Source organism: Myxococcus sp. AB025B (assembly GCF_006518215.1).
Classification (GTDB): domain Bacteria; phylum Myxococcota; class Myxococcia; order Myxococcales; family Myxococcaceae; genus Myxococcus; species Myxococcus fulvus.
Genome location: NZ_SRLW01000215.1, coordinates 1 through 17,554, shown reverse-complemented (window position 1 = coordinate 17,554; position 17,554 = coordinate 1). Strand labels below are relative to the sequence as shown.

General features: G+C 71.3%; 11 protein-coding genes. 6 read left to right on the top strand and 5 right to left on the bottom strand.

Features of this window, described 5'->3' with window-relative positions; all coding sequences use genetic code 11:
• Window positions 1-675 precede the first annotated feature (675 nt).
• The 5 genes from FL311_RS29520 (at window position 676) to FL311_RS29500 (ending at window position 7,539) form a co-directional block, all read left to right on the top strand.
• A complete protein-coding gene (locus FL311_RS29520) occupies window positions 676-2,274 on the top strand; it encodes a DUF262 domain-containing protein (protein ID WP_141330295.1) in 1,599 nt (532 codons plus the stop codon).
• Window positions 2,274-3,497, top strand: coding sequence for a type II toxin-antitoxin system HipA family toxin (locus tag FL311_RS29515; protein ID WP_141330293.1), 1,224 nt, complete (start codon window positions 2,274-2,276; stop codon window positions 3,495-3,497). The genes FL311_RS29520 and FL311_RS29515 overlap by 1 nt, the downstream gene beginning before the upstream one ends.
• 101 nt (window positions 3,498-3,598) lie before the next feature.
• Complete coding sequence (locus tag FL311_RS29510; protein ID WP_141330291.1) at window positions 3,599-4,765, top strand: sorbosone dehydrogenase family protein; 1,167 nt, start codon at window positions 3,599-3,601, stop codon at window positions 4,763-4,765.
• A gap of 48 nt (window positions 4,766-4,813) precedes the next feature.
• Window positions 4,814-6,409, top strand: coding sequence for a sodium:proton antiporter (locus FL311_RS29505; protein ID WP_228557160.1), 1,596 nt, complete (start codon window positions 4,814-4,816; stop codon window positions 6,407-6,409).
• Window positions 6,406-7,539 (top strand): NAD-binding protein, encoded by a 1,134-nt coding sequence (locus FL311_RS29500; protein ID WP_141330289.1) that lies wholly within the window; start codon window positions 6,406-6,408, stop codon window positions 7,537-7,539. Before FL311_RS29505 ends, FL311_RS29500 begins: the two co-directional genes overlap by 4 nt.
• A 240-nt stretch (window positions 7,540-7,779) precedes the next feature.
• Here FL311_RS29500 and FL311_RS29495 read toward each other — a convergent pair whose 3' ends face one another.
• From FL311_RS29495 to FL311_RS29480, 4 genes are all read right to left on the bottom strand, one after another.
• Entirely contained in the window at window positions 7,780-8,952 is a 1,173-nt protein-coding gene (locus tag FL311_RS29495) for a tetratricopeptide repeat protein (RefSeq protein WP_141330287.1), read from the bottom strand.
• Window positions 8,953-9,030: 78 nt separating this feature from the next.
• Window positions 9,031-10,749: an aldehyde dehydrogenase family protein gene (locus FL311_RS29490; protein ID WP_141330285.1), complete on the bottom strand. Its 1,719-nt coding sequence runs from the start codon at window positions 10,747-10,749 to the stop codon at window positions 9,031-9,033.
• 91 nt (window positions 10,750-10,840) lie between these two features.
• Window positions 10,841-13,228 carry a M56 family metallopeptidase gene (locus FL311_RS29485; protein ID WP_141330283.1) on the bottom strand — a complete coding sequence of 796 codons (2,388 nt, stop codon included), beginning with the start codon at window positions 13,226-13,228 and terminating at the stop codon, window positions 10,841-10,843.
• A gap of 3 nt (window positions 13,229-13,231) precedes the next feature.
• Entirely contained in the window at window positions 13,232-13,615 is a 384-nt protein-coding gene (locus FL311_RS29480; protein ID WP_141330281.1) for a BlaI/MecI/CopY family transcriptional regulator, read from the bottom strand.
• A gap of 182 nt (window positions 13,616-13,797) precedes the next feature.
• Here FL311_RS29480 and FL311_RS29475 point away from each other — a divergent pair, with 182 nt between their 5' ends.
• Window positions 13,798-16,116 (top strand): ATP-binding protein, encoded by a 2,319-nt coding sequence (locus FL311_RS29475; protein WP_228557159.1) that lies wholly within the window; start codon window positions 13,798-13,800, stop codon window positions 16,114-16,116.
• A gap of 11 nt (window positions 16,117-16,127) precedes the next feature.
• On the opposite strand, the gene FL311_RS29470 is transcribed toward FL311_RS29475, so the two are convergent.
• Window positions 16,128-17,531 carry a hypothetical protein gene (locus FL311_RS29470; RefSeq protein WP_141330279.1) on the bottom strand — a complete coding sequence of 468 codons (1,404 nt, stop codon included), beginning with the start codon at window positions 17,529-17,531 and terminating at the stop codon, window positions 16,128-16,130.
• Between the last annotated feature and the right edge of the window lie 23 nt (window positions 17,532-17,554).

Here is a 17,554-nt window from a genome sequence, read left to right as displayed (position 1 = left end):
CAGGGACCCTCTCACCCGATGAACCGTCCACCCCTCCGCACCTGCCTGCCCATGGCGCTGGCGCGAGCGCTCACCGCCGGACATGACAGACAAGTGGTCTCAAGATTGAGCGAGCACCTGGCATTGCCTTTGCGGCCTGCGAAGCTGGCACCGGCACAGGGGCACCCCTGCGGCCTGGATGGGTCGATTGGGCTGGCAATGCCCCGAGGGGCGGCACAGCCTCTGCTCCGGCACGGTGCACAACCCGCGTCACCCTCCGGCGGCCCTTCCTGGCCCCTCCTCACCAGCCGCCGCCCTCAACAGGGCCCTATCCACCCCACCCCCCAGCACATCTTCGTGCCGTTCTTCACGAGGAAGCAGAAGGGCACGGGGCTGGTGCAGCAATCTGCCAGCGCTCCCGCCGGAACCGCTCGCGGAGGCGCTGCCCGCGGACGGAATGTCCAACCCGGCGCCTCGGCTTTCCGTGTTGCTGCCTGTGCCGGAGGAACTGCGCGACAAGCCCAAGCCCTCTCCCCGAACCGAGCCGCAAGCGCGAGCGGCGGCGGGCGGGCTGATTCGACAGCGCATCGCACGAAACCAGGAGCGTGGAACCCGTGGCGCGCCAACACCGTGCGTGCCAGAGTCCCGCGGGACTGAACACGGGCGGGCCGCGCACCGCAGCGGGAGGGGTGAACCATGTCGAGCACGAATCGCACCGCAGACGGACTCAATACGTCGGCGATCGAGACGAAGACGTACAGCGTCGCGAAGCTGCTCGAGCTCATCCGAGCCGGGAAGGTGCGCATCCCGTACTTCCAGCGGCGCTTCCGCTGGCACGATGACGACCGGCTCCTGCTCTTCGACAGCCTCCAGAAGGGCTTTCCGGCCGGCACCTTGTTGCTTGCCCAGGGCGCCGCCCCCGCCGAGAGAGTCGTCCTGGGCGGATTCACCGCCGACGTCGGAGAAGTGAACGACGCGTTATGGGTGGTCGATGGGCAGCAACGCTTGTCAACGCTGGCCATGGCGCTGCTCGATGAACACTCGGGAGCATACCGTCCCATCTATTTCGACCTGGAGGCCAATGCGTTCGTGCTTGGAGCCCGAAGGCGCGCACCGCCGCCACACTGGGTCCCCACCCACGTGCTCGCGAGTTCCGCGCTCCTGAACAAGTGGCTCCGTGAACGAGCCCTGCCTGACGACCTCAGTGATCGGGCCGACCAGGTCGCGAGCCAGCTCCGCGAGTATCTGCTGCCCGCGTACCTCGTGCCCTTCAACGACAAGACCGAAGGCGTCGTGAAGGTCATGTTCGCCCGGATGAACCGGAACCGCCGCGCACTCAGCACCGACGAGGTGTTCGAGGCGCTCCATGCCACACGCGAGGGGGGCAAGCCCATTGAACGGGTCCGCGCCGAGCTGACCCAGATGGGCTTCGGCGAGCTCGAAGGAAAGCAGATCGAACGCGCGGCGCTCGCGGTCGCCGGCAAATCGCCGAGCGCGAAGCTTGTCGATGCGCTCTCCGCAGCCGAGGTGCCGGCAGTCCTTTCCCGTGTCTCCCAGGCGCTCGTGCGAACTGTCGAGTTCCTGGCCAGGGACTGTGGCGTCCCCCATGTCAACTGGCTCCCGTATGGCGGTGTCGTGTCGACACTCGCAAAGCTGTTCGATGCGCACCCGAAGCTGCATGACCGCAACCGCGCCCTGATGGTCCGCTGGTTCTGGCGCGGAAACCTCAGCGGCGACCACCGGCTGGACAACAAGACAGATCAACCGAAGTGGCAGGCAATCGACGACGACCCACACGAAACGGTCCAGCGCCTCCTGAAGCTCGGGAATCGTGCCGACATCAACGAAGCCCTCGCTGCGCCGCTGCAGCCCTTCAACCGGCGAACGGCAAGGACGAAGATTGAGCTTGTCGCGCTCGCGGCCTTGGAGCCGCGGTGGCTGACCGGCGAAGACCGCGGTGAGCCTCTGGAGCTCGGCACCCTCATCGAAACGCAGGACCACTTCCCGGGCCCGGCCGTCCAGGGAAAGGGAACCATCGCAGACTACCTGCTGCACCCGAAGCTCGACGTGGGTGCGCTCTGCGCACCACAGGATGCCGCAACCCTTGAAAGCCACGGCATGGACAACGCCATGCTGGAGGCATTCATCGCTGGACACAGCGAGACCTTCGAGACCTTGCGCGCCCGTGCGCTCACCCGGTACGTGCAGGCCACGCTGCGAACCTGGGCGGGAGTCGACGATGTGGATCACGACCGGCCTCCGCTGGATGCGTATTTCGACGAGGAGTCCGCCTGATGCTTGAGGTGTTCCTGAACTCCACGCGGGTTGGAGCCATCGTTCGCGAGGAACACACGGCGGTCATCTCGTTCGTGCTCGACGAGTCCTACGCATCCCTGCGCCCGCGCCCCGTGCTCGGCCAGCAGTTCGAAGAGCGTCGGGAACACCGGGTCTTCCGCCAGGCCCGCTTCCCGGGTGAGCTTCCGACCTTCTTCGCCAATCTCCTCCCGGAAGGTGCCCTCCAGGCCATGGTGCAGGCGCAGTTCGCGCCGGACTCCGCGTCCGCCACCCTGGCCATCGTCGGCGAGGACCTCCCTGGCGCTGTCATCGTTCGTCCCACGACGGACAAGGTGGTTGTGCCTCCCCGCGCCCGTGCGTTCGACGAGCCTGGGGCCTTGGCGCCGCTGGTAGACGGAGGGCTTCGCTTCTCGCTCGGCGGTGTCCAGCTGAAGTTCTCCGCGGTCGAGAGCGCAGAACAACGCTTCACGCTGCCCTTCCGGGGCATGGGGGGACGGTGGATCCTCAAGTTCGGCTCGGAGACCTACCCCAAGCTCCCGGAGAACGAGTTCGTCACGATGGCCTGGGCCGCGGCCTCCGGCTTGAATGTGCCCCGGCATCGGCTCATCGCGGCGCGTGATATCGAGGGGCTGGACGAGCGCTTCCTCGCCCTCGGTGAGCACGTCTTCGCCATTGAACGCTACGACCGGGTCGTCGACGGCAGCCGAGTACACCAGGAAGACTTCGCCCAGGTTCGAGGACTCCCTCCTGAGATGAAGTACACGGGGTGGAGCCTGGATGGCCTCGCGCGCTTCATCGGCGACCAATGCGGCCCAGAGGACCTGGCGGAGTACCTGCGGCGTGTCCTCTTCCTCCTGCTGTGCTGCAACACGGACGCGCACCTCAAGAACTGGTCGCTCATCTACCCGGACGGGCGGACGGCGCGGCTCTCCCCTGCCTATGACTTCGTGTGTGTTCGTCAGTACCTGCCCCAGGAACTCGCACTCCCATTGGCCAAGGAGAAGGTCCTGGAGCGCATCACCTGGGAGCACATCGCACGGGTCGAGAAGTTCCTGCTCAAGTACGGCCACGACACCGACCTTGTACGGACCGGCCGCGAGTTCGTGCAACGATGCCTGGACGAATGGACCCGGATGCGTCCTCTCGCTCAGCCTGAGCATCAGAAGACCCTCGACGAGCACTTCGCGCGCTCCCCGCTCGTTCGGGAGCTCGGAACAACCTGACGGGTCCACCTCGGACATGGCCATTCCCGGCATGCCGCTCCGCGGCCCAGCGCTCGCTCTCATGCCTGCTCGATCAATCCGACGGCACTTATAATCACCCCATGCGCGTCTCTCGCCTGCTCACCCCGAGCCTCATGGTGCTCGCCCTGTCGGCCTCCGCCTGTCGCAAGAGCCAGTCCCAGGGCACCGCCAACCCCCAGGACTGCGTGCGCGTCGCCGATGACTGGGGCCCGGACGGCACCGTCCCCATCACCGTGGACGTCGTCGCCGAGGGACTCGAAGTCCCGTGGGGCATCGCCTGGCTGCCCGGCGGTGACGCGCTCGTCACCGAGCGCCCCGGCCGCATCCGCCTGCTCAAGGCCGGCGCCCTCCAACCCCAGCCCGTGGCCACCGTGCGCATCACCCGCGCCGCGGAAGGCGGACTGCTCGGCATCGCCGCGCACCCGGACTTCGCCACGAACCGCCAGTTCTACGTCTACGTCACCACCGACGCCGGCGGACAGGACGAGAACCGCATCGAGCGGTGGACGCTCTCCGAGGACCACACCACCGCCACCTTCGAGCGCGTCGTCTTCGGCAACATCCCCTCCGCCACGTACCACGACGGCGGACGCCTGCGTTTCGGCCCGGACGGCATGCTCTACGCGGGCACCGGCGACGCCCGCTCGCCCGACCGCGCCCAGGATGTGAATGACCCGGCCGGCAAGCTCCTGCGCCTTACCCCCGACGGCCAGGTGCCCCAGGACAACCCCTTCCCCCACTCGCCTGCCTTCCTCACCGGCCTGCGCAACCTCCAGGGCTGGGATTGGAAGGATGCCACCACGCTGTACGTCACCGACCACGGCCCGAGCGGCGAGACGATGCGCCGGGGACACGACGAGGTGAGCCTCGCGCGCCCCGGCGGCAACCTGGGCTGGCCCGGCATCTACTCCTGCGAGGTACACGAAGGCTGGGTGACGCCGTCGCTCACCTTCGCGGACGCCATGCCTCCCGGCGGCGCCGCGCTCTACACCGGCACCGCCATCCCCGAGTGGACGGGCTCGCTGCTCATCGGAACGTTGGGCTCAAAGCACCTGCACCGGGTGGAGTTCGACCAGGGCAACCCCGCCCGGGTGGCCCGGCACGAGGTGTACCTGCGCGACACGCATGGCCGGCTGCGGGAGGTGAGCATGGGGCCGGACGGCCACCTGTACGTCACCACCAGCAACTGCGACGGCCGAGGCGACTGCGGGCCTCGCAAGGACCTCATCCTGCGCTTGGGGCGTTGACGCACGGGGGCCTTACGGGCGCTCGCGCGTTCTGGAAGACTGCGCGCCGTGCACTTGGAGATGCCCCTCGTCATTGGATTGATGGTGGCAGCCATCGTCCTGGCCATCGCGGCCAAACGGGCGAACATGCCCTACAACGTGGCGCTCGTGGTGGGAGGGCTGCTCATCTCGGTAGGCAACCTGCTCCCCGGCGTGCCGCCCCTCAACCCGGAGGTGGTGTTCCTCGTCTGCCTCCCGGCGCTGCTCTTCGAGGGAGGCATCACCGCGGACCTCAACGGCATCCGCGCCAATGCCTTGCCCATCCTCATCCTGTTCACGCTGGGCATGGTGCTGGCCATCGGCGCCACGGGCTCGCTCCTGCACGTGCTGGTGGACCTGCCCATCTGGCCCGCGCTGCTGCTGGGCGCGCTGCTCGCCGTGACGGACACCGTCTCCATCCTCTACGCGTTCCGCCGCGCGCCGGTGCCCTCGCGGCTGTCGGGCATCATCCAGGGGGAGAGCCTCTTCAACGACGGCACCGCGCTGGTGGCCTACGCGGCCATCGCCAGCGTGGTGGCGGGAGCCGCGGCGCCGTCCATCCCCATGCTCGCCGCGCGCGTGCTGCTGGCCTCCGCGGGCGGCGCGGTGGTGGGGCTGGCGGTGGGCATGCTCGGCGGCTTCGTCATCCGCCGCACCGAGGACCCGCTCGCCGAAATCATGGTGACGACGGCCGTGGCGCTCGCGTCGTTCGTGGTCGCCGAGCAGCTCCACCTGTCGGGCGCCATCGCCGCCGTCGTCGCGGGGCTCGCCGTGGGTGTCAGCCTGCGCAGGGAGGCGTCGCCGCAGAGCCAGGTGGCCATCCACTCCTTCTGGGAGTACGCCACCTTCGGGGTGAACACCTTCCTGTTCCTCGCGGTGGGGCTCACCACGAAGCCGCAGACGCTGCGCGACTACGTGCCGGAGACGCTCATCGCGGTGGGCTGTGTGCTCGCCGGGCGCGCGGTGGCCATCTACCTGCCCTTCCTGCTGCTCAAGCTCGCGCGTCCGGCGGAGGCGGTGCCGCCCCGGTGGCAGCACGTCTTCATCGTGGGGAACATCAAGGGCGCGCTCTCCATCGGGCTCGCGCTGGGTCTGCCGGCGACGACGCCGGGGCGCGAGAAGCTGGTGGCCATCGCGTTCGGCGTGACGCTGGTGTCGCTCGTGGGACAGGGCATGGCGCTCACGCGCGCGTTGAAGTGGTTGGGCTTGTTCCAGCAGGACGAGGTGGCGCTGTCCATGTCCGAGCAGCGCGGCCGGCTCATCGCCAGCCGGGCGGCGCATCAGGAGCTGGCGACGCTGCACGAGCAGGGGCTGGTGCCCCGGGCGGCGTATGAGCACCTGCGCAGCGAGTACCAGGTGAGCATCGCGCGCGCGGAGCGGGAGCTGCGCCGGCTCAACGAGCACCACCTGGCGCAGGGCGCGAAGGACCTCATCGCCATGCGGCGGCGGCTCATCGACGCGGAGCGCACGGCGTTGCAGAACGCGCGCAGGAGCGGGCTCATCCCCGAGACGACGGCGGAGCACATGCTGGCGCAGCTGGATGAGCGCACGTTGAACCTGGAGAAGATGCTGCACGGCGCGCACGGCGAGGAGCCGACGGCGGAGCACGGGAGGAAGGCGTCGTGAAAATCATCATCGCGGGAGGGGGCCGGGTGGGCAGCGTGCTGGCGGCGCGGCTGGTGGCCGAGCAGCACACGGTGACGGTCATCGAGCGGGACGCGGGCATCTGCGCGCGCCTGTTCGACGAGGTGGGCGTGGTGGCCGTGTGCGGGGACGCGACCAGTCCCCAGGTGCTGGAGGCGGCGGGTATCTCCTCGGCGGACGTGGCCGCGGGGGTGCTGGCGCGGGACCCGGAGAACCTGGCGTTCGCAATGCTGGTGCGCAGCATGTCGCCGGCGCGCATCATGGTGCGCATGCTGGACACCAGCTATCGCGAGGCGTACCGGCTCGCGGGCGTGAAGGAGCTGGTGGCCGAGGCCGAGGTGGTGGTCGCGAAGATGACCACGGCCATCGACTTCCCGCAGGTGGCGGGCTCGCTGCCGCTGGGTGACGGCGACACGGTGCTGTTCGAGCTGGAGCTGCCCCTGCGCGCGCGGGTGGCGGGACAGACGGTGGCGCAGGTGCGAGGGATGGAGGGGTTCCCGCGCGAGTGCGTGTTCATCGGCATGGTGGACCCGCAGGGGCGGGCGACACTGCCGGACGGGAGCACCGTGCTGCGCGCGGGGCACACCATCATCCTCGTGGCGCGCCGGGCGCACCTGGCGGACGCGGTGACGTTCCTCACGGCGGAGCCGGTGGGCACCACGGGCGCGGCGGCGCTGGCGGCCACGCTGCGCAAGGTGGACTTCCTGGCGCCGTTGAATCCGGAAGAGCTGGAGACGGTGGCGCGCGGCGCGGAGCACCTCCAGCGGCCGGCGGGCACGGAGCTGTTCCGCCAGGGCGACGCGGGCGAGAGCTTCTACGTGGTGCTCTCCGGCGAGGTGCAGCTCAAGGACACGGGTGGACAGGCCGTGGCCACGGTGAAGCCCGGGGGGTTCTTCGGTGAGCTGGCGTTGCTCACGGGCGAGCCGCGCACGGCCACCGCGGTGACCGCGACGGCGTGCGAGCTGGCCGCGGTGGGCCGCGAGGACTTCCGCAGCGTCGTGATGGCCAACCCCGGCGTGGCGCTGGAGATGAGCCGCATCCTGGGCGAGCGGCTGTCACGGGCCCAGGGTGGCAAGGCGCCCAGCAAGCGTTGGGGGCTCTTCGGACGGTAGCGCATCGCCCCCGAGGAGCGCGACGCGACGGCGCTTCAACAGCGGCATCGCGAGGCGCGCGTCTCCGGGCGGCACGGGCACCGCGCATGAATCGAGGACCGGATGGGACGAGGCACTGCGATGCCCCGCCCCCTCGGACACCGTCTTCTCTGCTCGCGCACGATGCGCTCACCCAGCGCGAGCGCACGAATCGAGGACCGGAGCGGACGGGGCACCGATGCGCCCCGTCGCTCGGACACCTCAGCCCGCGTTGAGCGTCTTCAACAACCGCTCGGCCTGCTCGCGCACCACGCCTTCGCCCAGCGCGAGCGCCTTCTGCGCGTGGTGGATGCACGCCTGACGGTCCGTCAGGAACGTGGCCACCGCCATGTTCAGGTGCGTGGTCGCATCCTCGGGATGCGCCGCCAGCGCGCGCTCCAGCAGGGGCTTCGCGACGGCGTGCTGGTCGTCCTGCATCAGCAGCAACGCCAGGTCATTCACGGGCCCCAGCTCCGTGGGGACCAGCGCCACCGCCTCCTCCATCCGTCGGCGCATCTCCGCGCGCTCACCCAGCGCGCCATGCATCTGCGCCAGCGCCTGGAGCGTCTGCCAGCTTCGCGGCGCCAGCCGCAGCGCCTCCTCGAAGAGCGCCTTCGCCTCCGGGAACTGCGCCGCGCTCATCATCGCGAGGCCGTGCATGTAGACGTAGTTGACGTGCGACGGGTCGAACTGGCGCAGCTCCTGCGCGGTGCGCTTCGCCCCCTCGGGGCTGCCCCCGGACAGGTACAGCTTGAACAAATCCTCCAGCACCGCGCGCCGCAGCCCGCCCTGCGCCTTCTCCAGCGCCTGCGTGCCCGCCTGGATGCCCAGCCCCAGCGAGCCCTGCGCCGCGTGCGCGCGCGACAGCATCAGCAGCGGCATCGCCTCCTGCGGCGCGGCCTCGGACGCCTTCTGGAAGTGCGTCACCGCCGCGCCCGCCTGCCCCTGCGCCAGGCCGATGCGGCCCAGCTCGAAGTGCACGTGCGCGCTGCCCGGCGCCACCTGGAGCGCGGACTCGTACGCGGCCTTCGCGCCCTCCAGATCCCCCCGGTCCAGCAGCAGCCCGCCCAGGTTGAAGCGCTCGAAGTAGCCCGCCGTCGGCGCCGAGGCCAACGCCTTGAGCGCCTCCAGCGCCTCGGCGCTCCCCGCCTGCGCCCGCAGCATGGCCAGGTGCGCCTGGCCCTCCGCGTGGTCCGGCTTCACCTTCAACAGCCGCAGCGCCGCCGTCTCCGCGTCCGCCGCCGCGCCCGTGCTCAGGTACGTCCGGACGAGCCCCAGCAGGCACTCCACGTCGTCCGGGTCGATGGCGAGCCCCTTCTGGAAACTCTTCACCGCCTCCTGCGGCTGCCCCACCTGGAGCAGCCGTCCGCCTTCCCGAGCATGCGTCGATGACATGCGCCGGGTTTATCACGGCGCTGGCGCCCCGACACCCCGAGGCCCCCCGCCCTGCGCTGGGAGAGCGGGTCGTGACACTCAGCGACGCAGGGCCGCCGCCGCGATGCCCGGCACCTTGAGCCACGAGGGCGATTTCTCGAACTGGACCAGCCGCTGTCCCAGCTCACCCACCCCACGGTGCCCCGGCACCCACGGAGGCGCCGGCAGGTTCGTCAGCGGCGCGCGGAGGACCGACTTCTCCACCCCCTCCAGCATCAACGTGTTGTGCACCCAGCCCAGCCCGCTCTGGATGTCTCGCGGCGTCGAGGACGGATGCCCGCCCCACGGCAGCGACACCAGCGCGTACGCCGCCGCGGGCCACGTGTTCACCGCCACCGTGCCGTAGCGCAGCTCGCGCACCGCCTGCTCCACCGCGCGGTATACCTCCGCGTCCTTCAGCGAGCCCGGATGCACGATGAGCGTGGCGTTCAGCGTGCCCCACACCTTCTCGTTCAGGAACGCCACCGCGCGCGCCAGGAAGGCCACCGGGTCGTCCGTCCCCTCCAGCCCCGTCTCCGACAACACCGTGCACCACGGCTCCTGGCGGAAGACGCGGTCCTCCGTCTGGAGCGGGTCCACGTCGGCAATCAGCGCGTACGGCAGCTCCCCCTCCGCGGCCCGGCCCACCTGGCGCAGGTGCGCGCGGCCTTCGGTGAACTGACGCCAGCGCGGGTCCGCGCCCGGGTAGTACGCGCGCCGCACGGCCGCCTTGCCCAGGCTCGCCTCCACCGCGTCGACCACGCGCGAGCGCGCGCTCCACGACTTCGGCTGCACCAGCAGCTTCGCCGAGTTGCAGTTGAAGGACGCGTTGTTGGCCACCATGCCGGCGATGTTGTCCGCCTGGAAGCGCAGCTCGCCGTCCGAGTACGGCCCCGGCACCACCACCACCGGGGAGATGTTGCCCAGCTCGCTGGTGAAGGGCTTCTTCAGGAGCGGCTCGTTCCGGGCCCGCCGCGCGTCCGACTCGGGCCCCGGCGGTCCCCACACCAGCGCGTCATGCGTCTTGTCGCTGCCGGTGATGTGGACCTCGTCCACCGCGGGATGTGACACCAGCGCCGCGCCCTCCGCCGCTCCGCCGTACACCACCGCGAAGAAGCCCCGGCGCACCAGCGGGGCGAACGCCTGCTCCAGGAAGGGCCCCAGGTAGGCGTTCACCGGGTTCATCTTGAGCACGCAGGCGGTGCCCTCGACGAACAGCTTGTAGAGACAGTCCGCCGGAGGGATGGAGTTGACGTTGCCCGCGCCCAGCACCGCGCACAGCCGGCCGCCGTGCGGCTCCCGGTAGAACGCGGCCTGGTGCTCGCGCAGGTTGGCGGCGGTGACGCCGGGCTGGAAGTGGACCTCGCCCTCGTTGCGCGGCAGCAACATCCCCTCCAGCGAGTCCATGGGGAAGATGCGCGCCGCGAGCCTCCCGTCCTCGAGCGTGCGCAGGCGGGAGGCGGGGATGCGGGGGACCCCGTGGTGCTGGATGTCCCGGAGCGAGGCGGCCAACAGGCGCAGGTTGCGCACCACCACCATCGGGCCCGACAGCCACTCCTCACCGGCCAGCGGGCTGTCGGGGTTGATGCCCTTCGCCTCGCACGCCGCGCGCACGCTCGGCTCCGCGATGGCGACATAGCCCCGCCCCAGCTCCTCCAGGAGGGAGATTCGCTCCGGCAGCGTGAGCTTCACCCAGGAGAGCGAGCCCGACTTCACGCGCTGGATGGCGGACTCGAGCGCTCCGGCGGGGGTTCCCTGCGGACTTGCGGCGAGACTCATCGGACAAGGCCTCCTGTGAGAGGACGGGTGGCTCCTCTCACGGTAGAGGAGCGCTCATCCCCGCGTCACAGGTGCCCGCCGGCAACCGTCATCAGGTGGGCAGCGGCTGGCCCAGGCCCTTCTTCAGGGCCTCGTCGATGAGGGACTGGACCTTGCGCTCGGCCTCGCGTCGCAGGGCTTCGGCCTTCTCGCTGACCTTCTCCTGTTCGCGACCGAGCGCTTCCTGACGCTCGCCGAGCTTCTCCTGCTCGCGGCCGAGCGCCTCCTGCTCACGGCTCAACGCTTCCTGCTGCTCGTCGAGCGCGTCGATCTGCCTGTCCAGCTCCGCCTCCTGCTTGTCGAGCTCCGCCTGGCGACGCTCCCGCTCGGCGTCGGGCAGGGCGTCCGCGCGGTTCGACTCGAAGCGCAGCCCGGCGCGCTTGTGGGCCAGCTCCGCGTGCCGCAGGCCGAGCTCGCTCTGCTTGATGCCCAGCGCGCCCTGCTTCATGCCGAGCGCGCCCTGCTCGCGGCCCAGCGCGCCCTGGCGCTCGCCGACCTTGCCCTGCGCCTCGCCCGCGGTCCGCACGTCGTTGAGCGCCTCGCGCACCGTCTTCAGCGTGGCCGCGTCGCGGAGGAGGAAGGTCTCGCCCTTGCGGCGGACGTAGAGCAGCTCGCCGCCCTTCTTGTCCTTGAACATCTTGGCGAGCTGCAGGTCCACCATGCTGCCGTTCATCGTCGCGCTGTCGCCGGACAGCAGCACGTAGCCGGAGTCGTCATCGAGCGGCTCGGGAGGACGCGGCGGCTTCGGCGCCGGGGGCCCACCCGCCATGGCCATCATCGGCGTCGGCGGCGTGGGAGGACGCGGCGCGCCGCCCATCATCGGCGTCGGCGGCGTCGGCGGCGTCACGAGCGCCGTGGGCGTCCGCGGCGTCGTGGGCGTCACCGGCGTCCGCGCGCTGGCGATGACCAGGCGACCCGAGACATGGGTGGCATCCGACGGCGCCTCGGGAGCGGCGGGGCTCGGCGGGGCTGACCGGTCGACGGCGAGCACGGGCGACCCGGGGCTCGGCGGCGTCGCGGGGCCCGCGTGAGCGGCGAGGCTCGACGAGGGCACGGAGGCTCCAGGCGCCGCGGGGCTCGGCGGCGTCGTGGGAGCCGCGCGTGAAGCGGCCGACGCCACAGGCGCCGGGGAGCGCGGCGCGGCCGGCGTCGGCGCGGGCATCACCCCGGTGCGCGTGGTGCCCTGCTTGCGGGACGGCGACCCGGGCGTCTGGGCGGCGGACGCCGACGAGGGCGCGGCGGCGGGCACGGGCGCCTTCGACGTGTCCTGTCCTTCCGGCCGGGCGACGACCTGGAAGGGCACCAGGGCCACGAGGCCCAGCACGGACAGCGTCACCTTCAACCAGCGACGGGAATGGGAGGAACCGATGTCGACGTGCTCCAGCATGCTCAACCTCCTGTGCAACGCGTGAACGTGGTCCGAGGCGCCGAGCGCCGCGGCGCTTCCATGGGGACGGGCGACCCCGAAGGCGAGCAGCAGCTCGCCGTAATCCGCGGGCTCCGCGCCGGTGAGACGCAGGGCCTCCGCGTCACACGCCTCCTCGCGAGCCAGCGCGTATTCCTTCACCGCGCACCGCGCGAGCGGATGGAAGAACAGCAGCGCCTCCGTGAGCGCCGGCACCCAGCCGAGCCACAAGTCGCCGCGCTTCAGGTGCGCCACCTCGTGCGCCAGCGCCATGCGCAGCCCCGCCAGCGGCAGCCGTCGCACCGCCTTCGTCGGCAGCACCACCACGGGCTCCCACAACCCCGTGGCCAGCGGGCTCGTCACCTGGTCCGACACGAGCAACGCCGGCACGCGCCGCAGCCCCGCGCTGGCGGCCAGCTCGCGGACCTCCTCCTCCAGGCCCGGATGATTCAAGCACCGCGCATCCCGACGCAGCCGCGCCATCGTCACCCAGTTGCGAGCCTGCGCCCGCACCCGCCACACCACGCCCCCGAGCCACGCCGCGAGCACCGCCCACAAGAGGAGCGCCTCCCCATGGGACGCCAGCACCCGCGTCCACCCCGCCACCTCATCGCGAGGCGCGACCGGCGACACGACGAGCCCCTCCGACGCGACCTCGCGCTTCTCCACGTGCACCTCCCGCGGGCCCACCCCGCGGTGCACCGGCGCCTCCACGTACGCCCCATGCACCACCGGCGTCGAGGGCTCGACCCGCGCCAGCGAGGCCACCGGCTCCGCCGACGCGCCGCCCAGGAACGAGAGCGACGCGGGCAACACCGGCAGCGACAGCGGATGAGGCCCCACCAGCGACACCACGAACTTGAGCGTCACCAGCCACCACAGCCCCGCGCGCACCGCGGCCGGCATCCGCGTCCACAGCCGCGTCAGCGCCCACCCCAGCCCCGCGCACAGCGCGCCCTGCCACGACGCGCGCCACAGCCCCTCCGGCCATGACGACAGCCACGCGGCCACATCCACGAGCCATTCCGTTCGCATGGGCTAGTCCTTCTTCTTCTTCGAGCGAAGCCGAGCCACCACGTCCTGCAGCTGCGCCAGCTCCGCGTCGGAGACATCCTCCGCCTCCGACAGATACGCGGCGAACGGCGACAGCGAGCCGGACAACGTCCTCTGCACGAAGTCGTCCACCACGCCCCGCAGCAGCTCCCCCTCCGGCACCGGCGAGGCGTACTGGAACACGCCGTCCACCTTGCGCCGCGTGAGGTACCCCTTCTGCCGCAGCCGCTCCATCACCGTCAGGATGGTGGAGCGCGCCAGGCCCTGCGCCTCGCCGAAGCGCTCCGCCACCTCGCCCACCGTGGCCGGCCCATGCTCGGCCACGTACCGCAGCACCGACAGCTCCTGCTCACCCACCGGCTTCTTCATGGCGCGTCCCGTGACGACAACTGTAGTCACGAAGAAGGTACGCGTGACTACAAACGTAGTCAAGCACGAGGCTCCAGGGGAGCGGCGCCCTTTCGCGGGCCAGGAACGCGTCCCATGTTTGAAACAGCGCCCTCCCAGGTCCGGGACGGGAGCAGGCGACATGGGCACGGAAGGTGGAGCGCATGGCGAAGGGCGACATGCGGCAATGGCAGGCGGGCCCGGATGCCCAGGCCGCCTCGCGCCCCGTGAAGCCCCTCGAGCGGCTGCTCCAGGTGGGCCGCGACCTGCGCGCCGCGCTCGTCGTCGACGCCCAGGGCGGTGTCCTCTGGATGGACCCGGTGCTCGCGCTGGCGGCCGGCTGGGAGGGCGGTGGCGAGCAGGGCCGCTCCTGCCGCGAGGTCCTCGCGCGCCTGCCCTGGCTCTTCACCGCCGTGCGGGCCGCGCTGGCGGGCGAGCAAGGGCTGGGTGAGGGCAGCGGGCAGGGACAGCGCCTCTTCGCCGTGGTGCTCCCCGTGTACGGGGACGACGGCGCGCTGGTGGGCGCCTGCGCCCGGCTCCAGCCGCGCCAGGCCCCGCGAACAGCGCACGCCGCCCCGAGCGCGGAGCACGTGCGCGAGCACTACGAGAGCCTCATCGACAGCATCGACGGCATCGTGTGGGAGGCGGACGCGGAGTTCCGCTTCACCTTCGTCAGCAACCAGGCGGAGCGGCTGCTGGGGCTGGACGCGCGGCGCTGGGTGGGCGAGCCCGACTTCTGGGCGCGCCATGTCCATCCGGAGGACTGGAGCCGCGTCATGACCACCTGCCTGGACGCGCTCCGCCAGGGGCGCACCCACGAGCTGGAGTTCCGCATGATGACCGACAGCGGCCAGGCCGTGTGGATGCGGACGCAGGTCACGGCCACCGCGGAGGAGGGCCAGCCGGTGAGGCTGCGCGGGCTGCTGGTGGACGTCACCGAGCAGCGCCGCGCGCGCGAGCGCCTGGAGCACACCCACTCCGTGCTGCGCGCGACGTTCGACTCCATCGCGGACGGCGTCATCGTGGTGGACGCGGAGCGGCGCATCATCGCCTTCAACAAGCGCTTCCAGGACATGTGGGACCTGAGCGACGCGCTGCTGCGCCCACGCATCGCGGAGGCGGCCCTCCGCCACGCCGCGCCCCTGACGGCGGACCCGGAGGCGTTCCTCGCCAGCATCCAGGCGCAGTACATCCCCTCCGACGCCGTCCACGTGGACGTCATCGAGATGAAGGACGGCCGCGTGCTGGAGGGCACGTCGCTGCCGCAGCGGATGGGCGACGCCGTCATCGGCCGGGTGTGGAGCTACCGGGATGTGACGCAGGAGCGCCGCGCGAAGGTGGAGCGGGAGCGGCTGCTGGTCGCGGAGCAGAACGCGCGCGAGCGGACCGAGGAGTCCTTCGCGCTGCTCGACACCTTCCTGGCCCACGCGCCCGTGGGGCTCGCGTTCCTCAACCGGGAGCTGCGCTACCTGCGCATCAACACCGCGCTCGCGTCACTGCACGGCCACTCGCGCGAGTGGGAGCTGGGGCGGACCGTGTGGGAGGCCAACCCGCTCATGGCGCCGCACTTCGCGCCGCTGATGCTCCAGGTGATGGAGACGGGCATCCCCATGAGCGACATGGAGATGTCCGGCAACGTGCCCGCGACGCCGGAGGAACTGCGCCACTGGCGCGTCAGCTACTACCCGGTGAGCACGCCCAGCGCGGGCATCGTCGGCCTGGGCGCCGTCGTCGTGGAGGTGACCGAGGAGCACCGCGCCCGACAGGAGCGCGAGCGGCTGCTCAAGGAGGCCCAGGAGGCCATCCGCGTCCGCGACGACTTCCTGTCCATCGCCGCCCACGAGCTGAAGACGCCGCTGACGCCGCTCAAGCTGCACCTGCAGATGATGAAGCAGCAGGCCACCCAGGGCCACGCCCCCAAGCCCCACCACGTGGACAAGGCGCTCTCCCAGGTGTCGCGCCTGTCGCTGCTCATCCACGACCTGCTGGACGCCACGCGCATCGAGGCGGGACGGCTGGAGCTGCACCGGGGCGCCGTGGAGCTCCAGACGCTCATCGACGAGGTGCTCGCGGAGACGCGCCCGCTCACGGGACAGCACACCCTGGAGCGCGTGGTCCCGCCCGAGCCGCTTGTCGTCCTGGGGGACCGGGGCAGGCTCGCGCAGGTGCTGTCGAACCTGCTGGAGAACGCCTTCAAGTACAGCCCCACCGGGGGCTGCGTGCGGCTGAAGCTGGAGCGCGACGGGAGCTGCGCCCACGTGTCCGTGCGCGACTCCGGCATTGGCATCCCCGAGGACCAGCGCGAGCACCTGTTCCAGCGCTTCTTCCGCGCGCGCAACGCGCCCATCTCCGGCTTCGGCGGGCTGGGCCTGGGGCTCTACATCTGCCGCGACATCATCGAGCGCCACGGCGGCCACATCTGGGTGGACACCCGCGTGGGCCACGGCTCCACCTTCCACTTCACCCTGCCCCTGGCCCCCTGAGGCGCGCGCCTTCAGCGCTGGAAGTCCACGCCCACGCCCGCGCCCACCGTCACGCCGCGCACCAGCACGTTGTCCGCCTGCGGGAAGTGCACCGTGCCGCCGGAGCCCCAGGCGTACAGGTGGTTCACCAGGCGCTGGCGCACCTCCGCGCTCACCGAGTAGCGCGGCCGGTCTCCCAGCGCCGTCAGCACCGCGCGGCCCAGCACGCGGGTGCGCCCGCCGGGCAGCTCGAAGCCCGCGGACACGTCCAGGTCCGTGCGGCCGAAGCCGTGATACTGCGCGGCCACGCTGCCCAGCAGCAGCGTGGTGTCCGCGCTGCCCTTGGCGATGGAGGCCTCCAGGTAGCCGGAGAAGCCCGTGGGCAGCACCTCGTCCGCGATGGGCTGCTCCGCCAGGCCCGTGCCGGAGAAGCGCCCCAGCTCGTAGTCCGGGCCGAACATGCCGAAGCGGAAGCGCCCGCCCTGACGGCGGCCCTGCACCGTCACGCTCAGCTGCGTGCCGCTGGCAAGCTGCCCCTCGAAGGCCACGCCCAACAGGCCGCCCACCGCGGGCGAGTGCGACTCGGCGAAGCGCGCTCCGCCGCCCAGGAGCGCCCACGCGCGCAGCCGCTCGCCCTTGTACAGCGCGATGTCGCCGCCCAGCGAGGTGAGCGTCATGTTGGGGGACTCGCCGCCGGCCTTGCCCGCGTCGTGCGCGGCGGACAGGCGCAAGAGGTAGCGGTCGAAGCGGCTCGCGTCGTCGCTGGCCGCGCGGCCCAGGTCCAACATCACCTCCGCGGCGAAGATGCGCGCGGCGAGCACGTCGCTCGCGATGACCTCCGCGCGCACCGGCCCCTTCACCACCGTCAGCGAGCCGCCGGCCGGGTGGTAGTCGGGCGACAGCACGTTGCTGTAGCGGCCCATCAGATAGCCCCGGCCCAGCGACTCCTCGACGAAGGGCTCCACGCGCAGGAAGAACGGCCGGCCCTCCTGGCCGATGCGCAGCATGCGCACCACCTGCCCCAGGTCGCTCAGCTCGTCCCAGTCCTCGCGGCGCAGGCGCGCGCCGTAGTCCCCGTCCGCCTGCTTCGGCTCCTCGTCCACCATGCGCATCCGGAGGTTCGCCCCCAGCCGCAGCACGAAGGTGTCCCCCTTCGTCAGCCCCAGCGACGGGTAGACGCGGATGAACAGGTCCTGCCCGCCCCCCGGCGTGCCGGACGGCAGGCTCAGCCCGCCCACCTCCAGCTGCCCGCCGAAGCCGAAGCCGTCGCCGCCCTTGCGGCTGCCCGGGGGCGCGGGCTCGTCCAGGCGCGCCTTGGACACGGGCGTCTGCTCGCCGGAGGAGATGGAGCTCTCATCCGAGGGCCCCTCCTCGGAGATGGTGGAGCTCTGGTGGGTAACGAGGGCGAACAGGACGAGGAGGGGGGCGCCAGTCATCGTCCCCCGAGTCTACCCGGCCC